The sequence below is a fragment of the Methylobacterium durans genome (assembly GCF_003173715.1).
GTDB classification, from domain to species: domain Bacteria; phylum Pseudomonadota; class Alphaproteobacteria; order Rhizobiales; family Beijerinckiaceae; genus Methylobacterium; species Methylobacterium durans.
Genome location: NZ_CP029550.1, coordinates 5,551,833 through 5,568,122, shown reverse-complemented (window position 1 = coordinate 5,568,122; position 16,290 = coordinate 5,551,833). Strand labels below are relative to the sequence as shown.

Below are 16,290 nucleotides of genomic sequence, written 5' to 3'. Positions count from 1 at the left end.
GCTTGTGCAACAATTCAAGGTCTTGAGGGCTCGAACGATCTGGTTCGAAGCATTTCTCGGCCTGACGATGTCCTGTATAGGCAATAATATGGGAAAATGACTCGGCGCATCTACGTGGCGAATGTAGATATCTGCGGTGAATTTCACGTAGTTGATGCCTAACTATTTGAGGCGTGCTCGTGCCCTCATCCGCGCCCGTTCCGCGCACGCTAACGCAGCCTCGTAAGCCCGCCTGTACTCTGTTCCGGCGCAAGCCTCCTCCAGTGCGCTGCAAGCGCTTGAGAGCGCTGCGAAGCCCAGGAGCCCAGCTTGAGAAACGAGGGCATGGGCGGCTTTCGTCAGCGCGCTGGGATCGAGCCGCTCCGACTTCGAGAGCGCGGCGAAGGCCTCGATCTCACGATCCAGGCGCTGCACGTACTCGCGCGTCTTCTCCGCGCCCAAGAGTTCTGTCAGCTCCGCGAGAGTGCCCTCATCGAGATCAACCTGCGGTGGGGTTGCAGCTGCTGACGGGGCTTCTCCTGCGGCGTTCTTGGACCAGCGATCGACAGCCGCGACCAACTCGGCTGCTCGGAATGGCTTGCCGACATGTCCGTTCATGCCAGCCTGCCGGCATCGGTTCACCTCCTGCGAGAGCACGTTCGCCGTCAGAGCGATGATCGGCACATCCCGCGCAGGGCTATTCAGGCGCCGGATCGCCTCCGTCGCCGCGATGCCGTCGAGCACCGGCATCTGCACGTCCATCAGCACCACATCGTAGGCCGCGCTCTGGACGGCCTGGATAGCCTCGGCGCCGTCGGAGGCGACATCCACGTGGTGCCCAGCCATTTCCAGGAAGCGGCGCGCGATCTCCTGGTTCAGCTCAAGATCCTCGACTAGGAGAACACGAGCGCGGCGGCCACTTGGCTGGATACCCCCCTCCTCCAGCACCGCCGCAGCCGCCTCCAGCTCGGCTCGCGCCAAAGCCAGCCTGAACCAGAAGGTCGAGCCCTCACCCAGGATGCCCTCCGCTCCGATCTGGCCACCCATAAGGTCGATCAGGCTCTTGCAGATCGCCAGGCCGAGACCTGTGCCGCCGAACTTGCGAAAGGTCGAGACATCCGCCTGCGAGAAGCGCTCGAACAACTTCTGCTGCACCTCTGAGCTGATGCCGATGCCGGTGTCCCGCACGAGGAAACGCAGTTCGTAGCGGTCATCCAGCTCGGCCTCGACTTCGACCTCCAGTGTGACCGAACCGGCATGGGTGAACTTGATGGCGTTGTTGAGCAGGTTCAGCAGGATCTGCTGCAGACGGGCCCGGTCGCCGAAGACGGCGGCGGGTACGCGCGGATCCACACGCACCTGAAGGTCGAGCGCCTTCTCCTCGGCGCTGTGCCGCACGATGGAGAGACTGTTGTCGATCAGGGCCTCAATCGGCAGCGGGTTCAGATCGAGGTCGAGCTTGCCGGCCGCCAGCTTGGAGAAGTCCAGGATGTCGTTGACCACCGTCAGCAACGCCGAGGCAGCACTGTCGATCAGTTGGGCGTGGCGGCGGCTCTCCGCGGGTAAATCGGGGTTGGCTAGGAGCAGCTGCGTGAAGCCCGAGATGCCATTCAGCGGCGTGCGGATCTCATGGCTCATGTTGGCCAAGAAGTCGGACTTGGCTTCGTTGGCCACATCCGCGGCGGCACGGGCAGACCGCAGTTCCGACTCAACCTCGCGCCGGGCGACAAGCTCACGGCGAAGCTCCAGCTCGTCCATGACGATGGCAGCGAGACGTGCCAGGTTCTCGCGCTCGGTCTCACTCAGCGCCGGACGAGGCACGTAGTCGATCAGGCAAACGGCGCCCAAGCGTTCTCCGGCGGGGGCGGTAATCGGTGCGCCCGCATAGAAGCGGATCTTCGGTTCCCCTGTCACAAGAGGATTGTCGAGGAAGCGCGGGTCGCGTGTGGCGTCGGGGACGACCAGGACGTTCGGCGACCGGATCGTGTGGCTGCAGAAGGCGATGCCACGCGGAGTTTCGCTGACCTTGAGGTTCTGCCGTGCTTTGAGCCACTGTCGGTGCTCGTCCACGAAACTGACGAAGGCGACCGGCACATCGAACAAGGCGCGTGCCAGCGCGACCACCCGGTCGAAGCTCTCCTCGGGCGGCGTGTCGAGGATGCAGTAGCCCTCAAGGGTACGCAGCCGCCGCTGTTCCTCATCGTCCTGTTGCACGTTCTATCGCCCCTCTAGTCGGAAGCGGGCCAAGCTGTTGCCGCAGCCGGCCAAGCCTTTTAGCTCCAACGACGGAGTTGCAGCCGAATTGTGTGGCTTTAAGGTCGAGGCTGCCCTGTTGTTGGAGTTTGCACGAGCGGCACCATGACGGACACAAAGGTCGCCCTCGTTGCCGATGATGACGAGTTCTTCCGCATGGCATTGCGGGCCATCCTGCAGAACCGGCTCGGCTTCACGGAGGTGATCGAGACCGGCTCCCTAGATGAGGCCATCGAGCATCTTGGTCGCCGCGACGACGTCGCCCTGGCCCTGTTCGACCTGGCCATGCCGGGCATGCAGGGCGCGGGCAGCCTGAGGGCAGTGCGCGAGGTTCGGCCCGAGACGCTGACCGCGATCGTGTCCGGCTCCAAGCGGCGTCGGGACGTTCTGCAGGCGCTGGAAGCCGGCGGGCACGGCTACATACCGAAGGGCATTGGCGTGGTCGAACTCGGACAGGCGCTCGAGATGATCCTGAAGGGCTTCATCTACGTGCCCCCCCTTCTGGCCGACATCAGCACCGAGCCAAGCGACGCGCCTGTGCAAGGCCCCCCTTCCGATGACGCCGGCGTTTCGGCCAGCCTCACGCCCCGTCAGACGGAGGTGCTCGGGCTGATCGTGCAGGGCAAGTCGAACAAGGAGATCGCGCGAGCGCTCAATCTCGGCGAGGGCACCGTCAAGATCCATGTAGCGGCTCTGTTCCGCACCCTCGGTGTCTCGAGCCGCTCCGCGGCGGCGGCGATCGGAGCGCGCGTGCTGAGCAGCACCGCGACAGAATAGTCGTGCTCCAACATCAGAGGTCAGACTGATCTGCCCTCAGGCGCAGGCCCGCATCTCCAACCCCTTGTCGGTCGCCCGAGCCTCCTGCGGGAACAGCATCATGTGCAGCTGTTCGGCTGTGTGCTTGCGGCCCGAACTGTCGACGGTCAGCACGTCGGCCATGCCACAGCCCTGGAGTTCCAGAGCCTTCTCCAAGGCTGCCAGCAGAGAGTTGCGAGGAAACAGCATCTCGCAGGAGGCGCTGCGTGCGGTGACAAGGTAGCTCAAGGAAGTGATCCTTCTGATGAGGCGCAGGCTGACGCTTAAAGCCGCTGGCAGTACGGAGCCGCTGATGTGAGCCTACGCAGCCCACCGGACGAGCAACTCGCCAATGAGATCCTCCGCCTGCTCAAGCGTCAGGTCGTATCTGGCGCCGTAGAGAACCTGGCGACTGTCTTGTGCGAGGATCATCAGGCCGCCACGGTTGTTCGGCTGCAGGGGCTGATTGCTCTGCCTGATGCTGAGACCGCCCTGCCGAGCGCGGGCGCGCAGAGCTTCAAGGCGGCGCTCGTGCGTGCTCATGGGCGCTTGGGCACACGCGGGAGCTGCGAGCCGGAGCATCCCGACCTGCTGGAAGGAGGGGTCGGAGGTGTTGCTGCGGGCCTGCGCGAGCATGTCGCCTCCGCTCAGCGCTGAGCAGAGAAGGGCGACGGGTACACGACCCGAACCGCGCGAGTGGGTTGCTCGACCGAGTTCGCCTGCTGCGCCGCTCGCGCCTGCGGGGCCGGAGCGTAGACGAGCTGGGTGTCAGCCCTGACTGCGGCAGAGATGGCCTCAGCGACTGCCACCTTCTGGGCAGCCTGGCCTGGGCCAACAATCAGGGCAGCCAGGGTAGCGGCGGTAGCAGCACACCCGATCCAGATCTTGCTCATTCCCTGCTCCATCCCCTGCGCCCGGATCTGTTCGGCCCGGCGTCGTTCGTTAATGGAGCGTAAACACCACGCCTGACTTGGCGTTTGTAGTCGGCTGGATGGGCGGAGAAGGCCTAGGCCAGCTGGCCTAGGCGGCCAATCAGCTCCTCTGAAGCGCGCTTCAGTGCACGTCCACCAAGCTCTTGATGGCCCGGTATGCCTTGGCGGAGATGATTTTCTTTGAAGCCAACTCTGAGAGCCTGTTTGAGGTCTTGTTTTCAGGCGGGATTGTTGAGGGCGTTGGCGGCCATGAGGCTGGCGACGCAGGCGAGGCGTCCCGTTGCAACGTCGAGGCGACCAGCGCGCTCACGGAGCAGGCCACCCCAGTGGCTGAGCCAGCCGAAGGTTCTCTCTACGACCCAGCGCCGCTCCAGCACGACGAAGCCCTTCTGGTCCGGCTGCTTCTCGACCACGCGGTGGCGCATGCCGTGGAGGTTGCACCATTCTTGGCAGCGCTCGGCCGTGAAGGCACCGTCGAGGAGAGCCAGACGCAGGCTGGGCCACGTCTGCTTGCCCGCATCCAGCGCCGGCAGCGTGTCGCGATCCTGCACGTTGGCGGGCACGACAGCCAGCGCCAGGACGTGCCCTTGGGCATCCACCAGAGCCACGCGTTTGCGCCCGACCAGCTTCTTGGCACCATCGTAGCCGCGCGGCCCGCGGACCCCGATGCACTTGACGCTTTGCGTGTCGATGACCGCCAGCCGTGGATCGGGCCGACGTCCGCAACGCCGCCGCTGACGGCGCGCCAGAGCCCGCATCAGGCTCTCGAACAGGCCCTTCTCGATCCAGCGCCGGAACCAGCCATAGACCGTGCGCCAGGGCGGAAAGCCGGCCGGCAATGCCCGCCAACCTCCGCCCGTCCGCAGGTGCCAAGCGATCCCGGCCAGCACTTGACGCGCCGCTGTCGCTTCTGGACGGCCCGGCGGATCGGCTCGTTTCAGAAAACAGGCCACCTCGTCCAAGCCAGCCTGCAACACCATGTCCTTCAGGCGCGACTCATGACGCGTCCGATGTCGGTCCGTCCACATCTGCTCTCCACTCCGCCCCGCCAGGCGGAATTCATGTTGGCTCATGAGACAGATGGGGACGGCCGGCGGAGGTGCTCAAACAGGCTCTGAGACGCTGCCGTAGGGGCGACCCTTCACGATGGCACGCGCCCGAGCCTTGCTGATCAGTGGCAAGCGCCGAAGCTCCTGCAGGCTGGCGGTGTTCAGGCTGAGCAGCCCAGTTGCTCTCGAAGGGCTACTCGGCTCAAGGCGGCTGGAGGACGCTGACGTGTCTGCTGCAGGGTCTGAGCTGAGCCGCATCGGCACGGCCGGGAACAGCGGCTGCGGCTTGCTATCCGCCGGGCCAGCAGGTGGCACGCTTGCACCGCCCGAAGGCTGCAGCGGCAGTGGCGCTCGCATCGCAGAGCCACCTCGCGGCGGTTCCGGTGCGTGCCTTCCCGTCAGCTGAGGAGCAGTTGCGGCGACAAGGCCGACTGCTCCGAGCCCGAGCAGGGTCGGCATCAGCACGGCCCAGGTACGGACCGGTCGTTTGACCATGGAACGAGCCTCACCGTGAGGACCGGCTGCGAGCGCCCGGGCGAGTAGGAGACCAAACTTCTCCCGACGGCCCTGTGGCCTGCCAGAGCTGTCAGTCGCACTCCTGCACGCGGCGGATCACGATCTTACCTGAGCGGCCGGTCTGCGCCTGATCGACGTAGTAGCAGTTGTCGGCCAGCCCTCGGGCGGTGCAGCCCTGCAGGCACTCTGCGCCAGCCTGCCCGGCGGTCTCGTCCGTTCCTGCGCGAGCAACCTGGCTGACGAGCACGGTCCCGAGTGCCGCGACTGTGAGGGTGCGGATCAGGGTCGAGCGGGTCAGGATGATGCGTGCACCTGTGCGGCCAGAACAGTGGGCTGAGCGGAGGCAGCCCGATTGGGCCTAGCTTGTAGGCGCACCCTGGTTCGGAGAACATTCAACCGGCTGGCCTAGTCCGCCCGGCCTGCTTCTCCGAGCCAAGCACAATTCTGCATTATCGTGACACTTGGTGGGCGGATCTGCCAATATCCTGCCAAACATACTCTCGTCACATTCAGCTACATTTTGCCGGCCTGTTCACACAACAAACGGGAATGCAAAAAATGATTTCGAACGCTCGCCTGATGCTCCTCGCGATCGTTGCGATTACTTGCTCGGCTGGTGCCCATGCCGAAGCTGCGCCGTCCGCGTCGAGGCAGTCCGGTGTGGCCTCGTGGTACGGTCCCGGTTTCCACGGCCGGCGCACGGTCAATGGCGAGCGCTTCAACACGCACGCGCTGACGGCCGCGCACCGCTCGCTGCCGTTCGGCACGCAGGTGCGGGTGACCAACAAGAGCAACGGCCGCTCTGTCGTGGTGCGCATCAACGATCGCGGCCCGTTCGTCGGCGGCCGGGTGATCGACCTGTCAAACGCCTCAGCCCGTGCCATCGGCGTTTCCGGTGTAGCGAAGGTCAGCCTCGCTCGCCTGTGACAAGCTGGGTCAGCCAGAGAGTGACTTCACGGAGGCGTTTGGCATGTCGGGAAGGCAACGGAACTGTGCCGAAGAGCATCCGTTAAGACCCGCATAGCCCGCAGCGGTGCAGGGCTGAGCGGGGGCGTCGATGCTGCTGAACCAGACCAGCCTTGTCCGTCGTGGCCTGCTCGCGCTCACCTCCACCTGCTTGGTGCTCGGAACCGCGGCGCACGTGCAGGCCGCTGACGAGGGTGGCCTGGGTGGTCTCTTCCAGCAGCTGTTCTCACCGCAACCCGCGCAAGCTCCGCAGCCCGCGCCTGCCGCTCAGCCGCCAGCCAATGGCGGCGCCTACGGCAGCGACGCCTCGGCAGGGTACGGCTACGGCCGGCGCGAGTGGCGCCAATCCGCTCGCCGGCGCCAGTTGAAGGATGCACAGGCGCAGGTCCGGCCCAAGGTGCGCTACGCGGCTCTGCCCCGGCCCGAGAAGGTGAAGGCAGTCGCGGAGAAGCCGAAGGCGTCTGAGGCTCAGGCGGCACTGTGGCGGTATGCCGGCAATCCGAACGCGGCTCTGATGCACGACAGCACCCTGCGGAAGGGCGACATCGTCATCACCACGAATGGACCGAAGGTGTTCACGGGCAAGACCGAGGCGCGGCATGCGGCCGGCGATTTCGAGCCGGTGAGCCGCTCATCGGCGGTGGATCGCAAGACCCGCACTCTGCTAGCCGCGATGGTAGCGCCGCACGGTGCGGTGCCGGCCGATGAGGCGCGCAAAGCCATGGCGAAGCTGAGCCGCTCGTCCGAGCCTGCGACTGCACCGGCAGCTACACAGGCGCAAGCCTCAGGCATGCGGGTGGTGTACCCGTCTGCTGATCAGCCTGCTGCCGTGAAGGTCAGCCTGCAAGAGCAGTAACACCTCACACGTGAGTGACCTGCCGCTGCAGCGGAAGGCCTTCAAGACGGCTGACCTGTGTCGGTGGTCTACTCCGCAGCCTCGGCCCAAGTGTCTAACGGGCGGCTCTGATCCCCATCGGCCTCGCGTGCTCGGCCTCGACCCAGGCCTATGGCCTTCGCCAGTTTCGAGCGCTGTGCGGCGTAAGCGGCGGCCATCATCGGGTAGTCGTTGGGCAGGCCGTAGCGCTGGCGGTAGCTGTAGGGGTCGAGCCCGTGGGTCGAGAGGTGGCGCTTGAGCGCCTTGTAGGGCTTGCCGTCGATGAACGAGATCAGCGCGTCCGGCGTGATCGACTTGCGCACCTGCGAAGGCATCGGCTTCTCGACGGCCTCTGCGGGCGTCTGAGACGTCCCGCCCACGGGGCCGCTCAGGGCAACATGCATGCTCGCGAAAAGACGCCGCCGAGCAATCTGCGCACCGAGCTGTTGAGCGCTGCTCCCTGAACAGACATCAGCGCGCCAGGACGCGAGCGGCATCCTTCGTGGTGGCCACAGCCTGCGAGACACTGCCGACTGAGCCTGAGATCGCCAGGATGTTCTGCGCAATCGCCGACACCGCACTCGCCGCATCCTGCATGTTGCCTGACATATCGCGTGTGACCACGCTCTGCTCCTCAACAGCTGCCGCCGCGCTGATGACGTGGTCGCGCATCCGCTCGACCGAGCCCTGGATCGTCGCGAGCGCGCCCACAACCTGCTGCGACACCGCCTGAACGTTGTCGATCTCACCCGCAATCTGCTCGGTCGCCCGTGCGGCTTGGCCGGCCAGGTTCTTCACCTCCTGCGCCACAACCGCAAAGCCGCGCCCTGCTTCGCCTGCCCGCGCGCTCTCGATCGTGGCGTTCAGTGCCAAGAGGTTGATCTGCCCGGCGATGCTCTGGATGAGGCCAACAATGCCGCTCATCGCGGTGGCGGCCTGCGCCAGCCTCTGCGTGAACTCAGCCGCACCGGTCACCTGCCCGTGCGCCTCGTCGGTCGCGGCGCGTGACTTGGCCATGCTCTGCGAGATCTCGGCTACCGAGGCGGCAAGCTCCTCGGAGGCCGCCGCCATGGTCTGCACGTTGTCGGCTGTGCTGCCCGCTGCCTGGGTCGCCTCGCTAGCTTCTTGGTTCGAGCGCAGGATGGCGCTGTCGATTTCGCCGAAGTTCTGTTCGATCAGCCGCTTGAGGTCAGCCAGCAGCTTCACCTGTGCAGTGATGTCGGTGGCGAACTTCACGACCTTGTACGGCCGGCCACTCGCGTCGAGGATTGGGTTGTAGCTCGCCTCGATCCAGACCTCACGGCCTCCCTTTGCGATACGCTTGAACTGCCCCGCCACGTACTCGCCCTGGCGCAGCTTGGACCAGAAATCGCGGTACTCCGGGCTGCTGGCGTAGTCGGCGTCCACGAACTTGCGGTGAGGCTGACCCACGATCTCGGGCAGCGGGTATCCCATGGTCTTCAGGAAGTTCTCGTTGGCGTCGAGCACCACGCCCTCGAGGCTGAAGGCGATCACCGCCTGCGACTTGTGGATGGCCGCAATCTGCCCCTGCCGATCCGCCTCTTCGGCGACTAGGCGCGTGATGTCGCTGGCGAACTTGACGATCTTGTAGGGCTTACCCGCGCGGTCGAGGACAGGGTTGTAGGATGCTCTGATCCAGACCTCCCGACCGCCTTTGGCGATACGCTTGTAGCGGCCGGCCTGGAACTCACCCTGGCGCAGCTTGGCCCAGAAGTCGCGGTACTCGGCACTGTCCTTGTAGGTGGGCTCGACGAACAGGCTGTGGTGCTTGCCCTGGATCTCGGCCAGCGAGTAGCCGACGACTGCAAGGAAGTTCTCGTTAGCGGTGAGCACAGTGCCGTCGAGGTTGAACTCGATGATGGCTTGTGCCCTGTCCAGGGCGGCGAGCTTGGCAATGGCTTCGTCTGCGAGGGCGCTTCGTTTTCCGAACATGCTGCGGCTCCGCATGGTGGTTCCGCGCGGCATTGGAGCTCGCACCTGACCTTGAGAGCTTCAGGATGAGAGCTGGCCGGCACGAGCGGCAACCTAAGTTAATCCGCAGAGTTGCCGGAAATAGATGCTAAACCGTTAATGCTGCTCCGGACTTAGACCCTGCTTCTATCATTGCATCTGAGGTGACATCTGCCCACCGGCCTTATGATCGCCTCGTATGGTCTTCATCGATGGCAAGGATGCGAAGCGTAGAAGAACGAAGCGCAGGATGCCAAAATCCTGACCCAGCCGGCTGGCTTTGGACCAGGTTGATTAGAGGGATCGGTCAGGCCTGGATAATCTGGACGTGAATTGGGGGCAGACTGCGTAGATACGATAGGCTCTCAACAGGTTCAGCCCAGCATATCTGTCAGGTCAGAGTTGACCTGCGCCTCCTCCCATTGTGAACCGAGGCCAGAGGGCGCCTGCCGCTGCGTGCTCACCTGGTAGTAGGCCACGAACTCACCAGTCGCCAGGCACGCCCCTTCCCCTTTTGCTTGCAGCAGTGTTGGTTGCTGCTCGTGTTAAACTCCTAAGGCACGAGCGCTGGGCTGCCGGAGGGTGCCTGTTAGGTGGGGGGATGATGGCTCGCGGCGCTGGTCACGCTTGGAGGGCATGGAACAGGTAGTAGCCGGTCAGCTGCATGGCCTGGTGAGCGGTTTCTGGCTGGAAGCCAGTCGGCGGCTCCTCGCTCCAGACGGTGCCGCCAAACTCCCATGTCTCGCCCTGGACAAAGCTGGGCACCGGCCGGTCCTGGCGAACCGCACAGCGCAAGGCGGGCTGCCGCTTCCTGCTGAACACGTTGTAGGCGCAGTACGGGGTCAACCAGTGCATCCTTCGGCCTCGCGGGGCGGGCCTTGGAGCACACGGCAGCTTGGCTGACACCAGCCTAGATCAAGCCTAGCGCGATCGTGAGGAGGGGGGCGGGAGGGGGCACCGGCCGATCGGGGTTCCCTATTCCTGCGTTACCTCCCCGATGGCCTTAGACTTTCGAGCAAATTTCAAAACGTCGGGATCTATCGCGATCGCCACAGCGCCCCGACCAGTCCGACGTTGGCGAGGCCCAGGACGAGCAGAAGCCACCACAGCGCGTCTGGGCCAGCGTGCGTGAGCACGAACGCGCCGATCAGCGGCGCGAGAGCCTGTGCAATAAGGCTTGGTCGGGCCAAGCGGCCGATCAGCACTGGGTATCGAACTGCCCCGAACAGCGCGAGCGGCACCGTGCCCCGTGCGATGGAATAGATCCCATTGCCCGCACCGTAGAGCACCAGCGCTAATCCTACCCCCGGCAGGCCGGCAGCAAGCAGCCCGAGGCCGAGAGCCACTAGGCTCATCGCAGCTGTGAGCGTCCAAAGCGGGTGATGCCGTCCCTTGAACGACATTTCCACGACGCGCGCGCCGACCTGTGCTGGACCGATGAGCGCCCCGTAGGAGACAGCTGAGGCGAGCGCCACGCCGCGCGCCTGTAGCAGCGTAATCAGATGCACCGATACCAAGGCCATCACGGTGCCGCCGAGCACGAGCACACTGGCCATGAGCAGGAATGCTCGTTGCTCGCGGGCCGCCAGAGGGGCGAGGCCAGTCTGCTGCCGCTCGGACGCCTCTAGCTGGACGGGTGGCGCCGGGATCAGTCCAAGGACCAGCGGCAGCGTGACCCCAAGGTGCAGGCCGGCATACGCCAGACACGCACCGCGCCAGCCCAGTTGCTCGACCAAGAGCGCAGACAGTGGCCAACACACCGTGCTGGCGAACCCGCCCCATAGGGTCAGCGTGGTAATCGCTGGCCGCGCCTCGGCACCGTAGAGACGCCCCAGAGTGGCAAAGGCGGGATCATAGAGACCGCAACCCATTCCGAGGCCGACCACCAGCCAGCCGCTGAACCGCACCGGGTTTCCCGGAGGCTGTTTGGTTTGGATCAGGCGGCCAAGGCTTGAACCTCGACCTCTGCATAGTAGCGCGCTTCCGCCTCGGCGGGAGGCACGTTGCCGATCGGTTCAAGCAGCCGACGGTGATTGAACCAATCGACCCACTCGAGCGTGGCGTACTCGACCGCCTCGAAGGATCGCCACGGCCCACGCCGATGGATCACTTCGGCCTTGAACAGGCCGATCACCGTCTCAGCGAGGGCGTTATCGTAGCTATCGCCAACACTGCCGACAGACGGTTCGATGCCGGCCTCGGCCAGGCGCTCGGTGTAGCGGATGCTCACATACTGCGATCCGCGATCTGAGTGACAGACGAGCCCGCTGCTGGCGAAGGGCCGACGTTGATGAAGGGCCTGCTCCAGGGCATCGAGCACGAAGTCTGCCCGGGCTGAGCGCGACACACGCCAGCCCACGATCCGGCGGGCGAAGACGTCGATCACGAAAGCCGCATAGACGAAGCCGCCCCAGGTGGCGATGTAGGTGAAATCCGCTACCCACAGCCTGTTCGGGCATTCGGCCTTGAACTGTCTGTTGACCCGGTCGAGCGGGCAGAAGGCAGCCGGATCGGGAATGGTCGTGCGAACTCTGCGTCCGCGGACGACGCCCTGCAGTCCTATCGCCCGCATCAGCCGCGCCACCGTGCAGCGCGCCACCGCGATCCCCTCGCGGGCGAGTTGCCGCCACACCTTGCGCACGCCGTAGACGCCGAAGTTCGCCGCGTGAACGCGCCGGATCTCGGCCATGAGCACGGCATCCCGCTTGGCTCGAGCCGGCAGTCTGCCGCGATCGGCCCGCCGCGCGGCATGAGCGTGGTACGTCGACGGGGCGATCGGCAGAACCCTGCAGATCGGCTCGACCCCGTAGGTGGCGCGATGATCGTCGATGAAGGCGATCATGACCGGGACCGGCGGTCGAGCTCCGCCTGAGCAAAATACGCCGACGCCTTCCTCAGGATCTCGTTGGCTTGCCGAAGCTCGCGGTTCTCCTGCTCCAGCGCCTTGATCCTCTCGCGCTCGTCCGTGGTCGGCCCGGCTCGTACGCCGCCGTCGCGTTCGGCCTGTCTGACCCAGTTCCGCAGCGTCTCACCCGAGCAGCCGATCTTGGCCGCGATCGATTGGATCGCCGCCCACTGTGAACCGTGCTCGCTCTCATGCTCCCGAACCAGCCGGACTGCCCGCTCGCGAACCTCAGGGGAGAAGGGTGGAGTATGCTTCGTCATGGCTCCAGTCTCTCAAGAGTTGGAGCCTCCGAAAATCCCGGAGCGGTTCAACCTCGGCCGCGCCGACCAGGTGAAAGAACCCCGGCATGACGTGACCGAGCGCGACGCCGGCCACGATGCAGAGGGTGACCCACAGGGTCAGATAGCGTTCAAAGGCGGACATGGGCGAAAGAGCCTTCTTAGGGGTCAGGCGGTCGCGATGCGGTGGCCACGCTCATCCACGACCCGCTCGCCGTCCTCTTTCGTGAACTCGCCTTGCTGCGCCGGCAGCAGGTCCAGCACGGCCTCAGACGGCCGGCACAGCCGCACGCCCTGGGGCGTAACCACCAGCGGTCGGTTGATCGGGATCGGATGCGCCTCGATCGCATCCAGCAGCTGATCGTCGGTTAGCGCCGGATCGCCCAGGTTCAGCTCGGCGTAAGGCGTACCCTTCTCGCGCAGGAGATCCCGTACGGTGATGCCTGCCCTCTGCACGAGCTGGCGGACCATGGCCCGCGTCGGCGGGGTTTTCAGGTACTCGATCACGTGCGGCTCAATGCCGGCGTTGCGGATCATCGCCAGTGTGTTGCGAGGTGCCGCAAGCCGGATTGTGGTAGATCACCACGTCCATCACGCAACCTCCGGCCGGGGCGAGGTGGCACCTGCCTTCTGGCCGATCTCACGGAACTTGGCCGAGAGCGCCACCTGGTCGAGGCTGGCGAGCGGCAGGGCGACGAAGGCCGCGATCCGGTTCTGTGAGGTAGCGCTGCGCGGTGATGAACGCGCGCTTGCGCTCAATCTCGGACCCTTCGACGGCGGCGGGGTCTTCGATGCCCCAATGCGCCGTGACCGGCTGGCCCGGCCAGTAGGTGCGTGCGTTGAGGCCGTGCAGCTTCCTATCAGCGCCTGATACATGGGCGTGGCGACGAAGGAGTGCGTTCTGACCGAGCGCCCATGCCTCACCGAGCTACGTTGCGAGACGATCTGTGGCTCGGTCCCAGGCGACAGTATCTATAGGCTGCCCGTCGGAGGCTTCTACCAGGAACAGCCTGACAGCAAGACTGCAGAAATGTGACCTTTGAGAGAGCGTGTCTCAGGCATACATCTTCTCACGGATATGATAGAGACATTCTCAGCCCTGCATCTGCGGCCGAGCTGATGGAGGGTTTTCCGATGCACTTCGAATTAGATGAGCAGGGCGATTGGATCGTCGATTTCGACGAACTCGCCGGCAAATTCGGTAACTCAGCCAGCTACCTTCAGCATCAGGTCAAACTTGGCCTTCTCAAAGGATTTCTGGAGGCAGGCAGCGGCGAGAATGCGGGCCTGTCGCGGATCACCATTCGAGCCGGCAGGGCAGCGTGGTAGGGCACGTTCGACGGCGCCGGGTTCCTCGTAAAGGAGATCATGTTCCCGGATGCACCCTGGTTGAAGGATGCACCCTTGTACTGACGAAGGTCTCGTCGGGATGCGAATGCGAGGATTGCGGCGCCATCATCGCTTTCTGAATGCACCAGCGGATCAGCCGTCATTCTTTGATCCGGTGGAGGATTTCTCCGCTGCTTGTCTCCTGGAAGACGTCATTTCCGAGATATACAACTGCCGCTCCGTTGAGCAGAGAGTAGCGACGCTGATCTTTCAGGATGTGCGACCCGCTGAGACCACCGGTTCGTGCGAAGGTCTGCCAAGCGATGATCACGCGAACGGCACCGTCTTCCGCTCTGGCGTCAAAGCGTTCAAGCTCGTGATCCATCGCTCATCTCGCCTGCAGAACACCCCAGCTTACGGTTCGGAATACGCACACGCTCGCCGCCTAAAACTGTTTCTCCGAGATCACCCCCTCGGCCAGCTGCAAACTGGCGGGCAGGCCCGCTGCCTCGCGATGCTAGCCCGACCGCTCGAACGGCTTCGGTGGTTCGGCTTGGAGCACCCGTTTCCGGAGCCTGCGTTTCGAGATCCATGAGTTGATCGATCCGGTTGCCGTCGAGTAGCGGAGGGCCATTGCGCAGGCCAGCGGTCACCTTCACTGCGCTGGCCGCTGTGTTTCGTCGCGCCGCCTTACGCGAAGGGTTGGCCCAGAAGCTTTAGCCTCAGGCGGGTCAGCCAACTGGCTGCGCACGTTCATAGTGCCCGAAGAGCCGGGATCGCGTGCCCTGACACGATCCGGAACGGTTTCGTGCCTCGGGGCCATGTTCGGCGATTGTGCCGCGCCTTGGGGGCCCCCAATCGGGGTTTGGGCAAGCGCAGCAGTAGGCAGAATTCCAAAAAAGGCAAAGGACATGAGAAAATACTTCACAGCAAAATTCTCCGATCAGCACCGAACTAAGATCTACATCTTCAGTTTTGTTCCCACAAAATAAGCTATTCTAGGGTGCTGAACGCAATTTCGTAGGCGCCCTTGGCCTTTGAAGCACGAGCAGATTATCCTGCCCGCGTTGGCGGGAGCCCAGGTGAGAAGCGTACCAACCATGCTGCATTGAACATCGTGCTCTTACGCCGCGCCGATGCTGGGCATCTTTTCATGAGGCTTGATCCTCTTGGCTTGCAGCATCATTGCCTACCGATCGGTACGGTTGCATTCAAGGAATGCTGAGGTCGATCCGCATTGAAATAACAACAAATGATGCAAGCAGAAATATTTTAATTTGCCCTTGAATTTCTTTCACAAATACACGATATGACGTTCAAGTAAAATATTACTTCGCATAACGCGTCCGCTTATCAGCGTATTGTGAGGCTAGGTCTGCTTAAGGATAGCTGGAGGACGCCATGCGCGCCACGATCGTTCCTGTTTTGACCAGCCTCATGTTAAGCTTGGCTCCTCCGATCGCGCTCGCGCAAGGCTATGACACTCCCGCGAACGCTGCAAAGGGTGCGCCTCGTGGTGACCTTGAAGGCCGAGACGGGCTGACCAACTCACTCGAGGAGCACCAGCATGGAGTAGCGCCCGCCTACTCTGGTGAGGAATTGGCTCGAAGCCCGGGCCCAGCAGCTCCTGCAGCATCGAAGAAGACCGCCCCTCGAGAAACGGTTGGACCCACGGTATCACGGTGTGTCGTTCCAAATTTCGGAGCGACCTTCGAATGCAGTTCTTATAAGAATTGGCTTCATATTTAATCAAGGATTGAAAAATTAGATAAACTAAGTGTCTTTGGAGACCCAGAAAAAACCAAGCAAAAATTCTAGATAACTCGCGAATGGAAATGAGATATGAGCAGTGAAATTGATCAGGCGGCCCCCGCAATTCTGATCTGGCTCCCTGAGGGGCTTATCCCTGACGGCGCATCGTTCACGGCGAAGCCAGCAGACGTGGCTCAAGGCGCAGAGGATTGGCCCCATTTCACCGATGTATTTCGTTATGCCATGAACGTTCCGCGATCAGACGAGCGATTACCCTGGATCCAAGTCGGTGATAGGACTATTTCGCCGGAAGAGCTGCGCAGGATGTATGCCCATCGTGGCCACGAAGTCAATTGATCCACAAGCCTGGGTCTTAAGATTTATGTTGCGCACTGCATATCCTTCCGCAGAAATTTAGTTCCATTGGTGACATCAATGAAAAGCAGTTACTTAAAGTCTTGGCTCGATGACCGTCTCAAACAAATCTTTGTCGTGACCATATTCTCTGGCCTCGCCGCAACATACTTCATCGTGGGTATGGACTTACGCTGGTAGGCAAAGACCTGCGCGCCCGAATGCGTATCGTGGCTGAAAGAGAGCGTACAGGGCCGAGAAATGAGCCAAGCTCAAAACGCCACGAAGAAAGGTCCAGGAATTTTCATCACTCGAACAGCATACGGTCCTCTTGCCA

The 16,290-nt window shown here is 63.4% G+C and carries 15 protein-coding genes, 4 pseudogenes and 1 other annotated feature; of the genes and pseudogenes, 5 read left to right on the top strand and 14 right to left on the bottom strand.

Translation table 11 applies throughout. The annotated features are described in order from the left end of the window. Positions 1-162 precede the first annotated feature (162 nt). Positions 163-2,193, bottom strand: a complete 2,031-nt coding sequence (locus DK389_RS25805) for a GAF domain-containing hybrid sensor histidine kinase/response regulator (protein WP_109893953.1) — start codon at positions 2,191-2,193, stop codon at positions 163-165. A gap of 144 nt (positions 2,194-2,337) precedes the next feature. On the opposite strand from DK389_RS25805, the gene DK389_RS25800 reads away from it, so the two are divergent. Next, entirely contained in the window at positions 2,338-3,009 is a 672-nt protein-coding gene (locus tag DK389_RS25800) for a LuxR C-terminal-related transcriptional regulator (protein ID WP_109893951.1), read from the top strand. Positions 3,010-3,045: 36 nt separating this feature from the next. Here the strand turns inward: DK389_RS25800 and DK389_RS25795 are convergent, their stop codons facing one another. The 4 genes from DK389_RS25795 to DK389_RS25770 form a co-directional block, all read right to left on the bottom strand. After that, a complete protein-coding gene (locus tag DK389_RS25795; protein WP_109893949.1) occupies positions 3,046-3,276 on the bottom strand; it encodes a hypothetical protein in 231 nt (76 codons plus the stop codon). A gap of 72 nt (positions 3,277-3,348) precedes the next feature. Next, the gene (locus DK389_RS25790; protein ID WP_109893947.1) at positions 3,349-3,663 is read right to left on the bottom strand and encodes a hypothetical protein; all 315 of its coding nucleotides are present in this window, start codon (positions 3,661-3,663) and stop codon (positions 3,349-3,351) included. Positions 3,664-4,177: 514 nt separating this feature from the next. Then, entirely contained in the window at positions 4,178-4,987 is an 810-nt protein-coding gene (locus DK389_RS25780; protein ID WP_109895009.1) for an IS5 family transposase, read from the bottom strand. A gap of 607 nt (positions 4,988-5,594) precedes the next feature. Then, positions 5,595-5,771 carry a hypothetical protein gene (locus DK389_RS25770; RefSeq protein WP_236960359.1) on the bottom strand — a complete coding sequence of 59 codons (177 nt, stop codon included), beginning with the start codon at positions 5,769-5,771 and terminating at the stop codon, positions 5,595-5,597. Between the two features lie 332 nt (positions 5,772-6,103). On the opposite strand from DK389_RS25770, the gene DK389_RS25765 reads away from it, so the two are divergent. Then, complete coding sequence (locus DK389_RS25765; protein ID WP_418292076.1) at positions 6,104-6,451, top strand: septal ring lytic transglycosylase RlpA family protein; 348 nt, start codon at positions 6,104-6,106, stop codon at positions 6,449-6,451. A 130-nt stretch (positions 6,452-6,581) separates the two neighbouring features. Beyond that, positions 6,582-7,346 carry a hypothetical protein gene (locus tag DK389_RS25760; RefSeq protein WP_194075113.1) on the top strand — a complete coding sequence of 255 codons (765 nt, stop codon included), beginning with the start codon at positions 6,582-6,584 and terminating at the stop codon, positions 7,344-7,346. 68 nt (positions 7,347-7,414) lie between these two features. Here the strand turns inward: DK389_RS25760 and DK389_RS25755 are convergent, their stop codons facing one another. From DK389_RS25755 to DK389_RS25720, 8 genes and pseudogenes are all read right to left on the bottom strand, one after another. Continuing rightward, positions 7,415-7,768, bottom strand: a complete 354-nt coding sequence (locus tag DK389_RS25755) for a MucR family transcriptional regulator (protein WP_418291974.1) — start codon at positions 7,766-7,768, stop codon at positions 7,415-7,417. Between the two features lie 67 nt (positions 7,769-7,835). Then, a complete protein-coding gene (locus DK389_RS25750) occupies positions 7,836-9,317 on the bottom strand; it encodes a methyl-accepting chemotaxis protein (RefSeq protein WP_109893935.1) in 1,482 nt (493 codons plus the stop codon). A gap of 639 nt (positions 9,318-9,956) precedes the next feature. Continuing rightward, positions 9,957-10,190: a hypothetical protein gene (locus DK389_RS25745; protein WP_194075112.1), complete on the bottom strand. Its 234-nt coding sequence runs from the start codon at positions 10,188-10,190 to the stop codon at positions 9,957-9,959. Positions 10,191-10,372: 182 nt separating this feature from the next. Continuing rightward, positions 10,373-11,254, bottom strand: a pseudogene (locus tag DK389_RS25740) (MFS transporter); the annotation flags it as partial. Between the two features lie 17 nt (positions 11,255-11,271). Further along, positions 11,272-12,500, bottom strand: a protein-coding gene (locus DK389_RS25735) for an IS3 family transposase (RefSeq protein ID WP_109888298.1) whose coding sequence is annotated in 2 segments (ribosomal slippage) — positions 11,272-12,212 and positions 12,212-12,500 — 1,230 coding nt in all. Because the reading frame shifts where the segments join, the coding sequence is not laid out codon by codon here. Further along, positions 12,103-12,219 (bottom strand) — a sequence feature (AL1L pseudoknot). It overlaps the preceding gene by 117 nt. Positions 12,501-12,549: 49 nt before the next feature. Further along, positions 12,550-12,663, bottom strand: a pseudogene (locus DK389_RS34570) (arsenical-resistance protein); the annotation flags it as partial. Positions 12,664-12,686: 23 nt separating this feature from the next. Next, positions 12,687-13,110: pseudogene (arsC, locus tag DK389_RS25725) on the bottom strand (arsenate reductase (glutaredoxin)). Then, positions 13,110-13,347 (bottom strand): annotated as a pseudogene (locus DK389_RS25720) (arsenate reductase ArsC); the annotation flags it as partial. The pseudogenes DK389_RS25720 and arsC, both read right to left, overlap by 1 nt. A 305-nt stretch (positions 13,348-13,652) precedes the next feature. Between DK389_RS25720 and DK389_RS25715 the strand changes: the two are divergent. Further along, positions 13,653-13,847 carry a DUF6522 family protein gene (locus DK389_RS25715; protein WP_162560860.1) on the top strand — a complete coding sequence of 65 codons (195 nt, stop codon included), beginning with the start codon at positions 13,653-13,655 and terminating at the stop codon, positions 13,845-13,847. 160 nt (positions 13,848-14,007) lie between these two features. Here the strand turns inward: DK389_RS25715 and DK389_RS32915 are convergent, their stop codons facing one another. Further along, complete coding sequence (locus tag DK389_RS32915; protein ID WP_162560859.1) at positions 14,008-14,232, bottom strand: hypothetical protein; 225 nt, start codon at positions 14,230-14,232, stop codon at positions 14,008-14,010. Between the two features lie 1,457 nt (positions 14,233-15,689). On the opposite strand from DK389_RS32915, the gene DK389_RS32910 reads away from it, so the two are divergent. Further along, positions 15,690-15,956 (top strand): hypothetical protein, encoded by a 267-nt coding sequence (locus DK389_RS32910; protein ID WP_162560858.1) that lies wholly within the window; start codon positions 15,690-15,692, stop codon positions 15,954-15,956. Positions 15,957-16,290 lie beyond the last annotated feature (334 nt).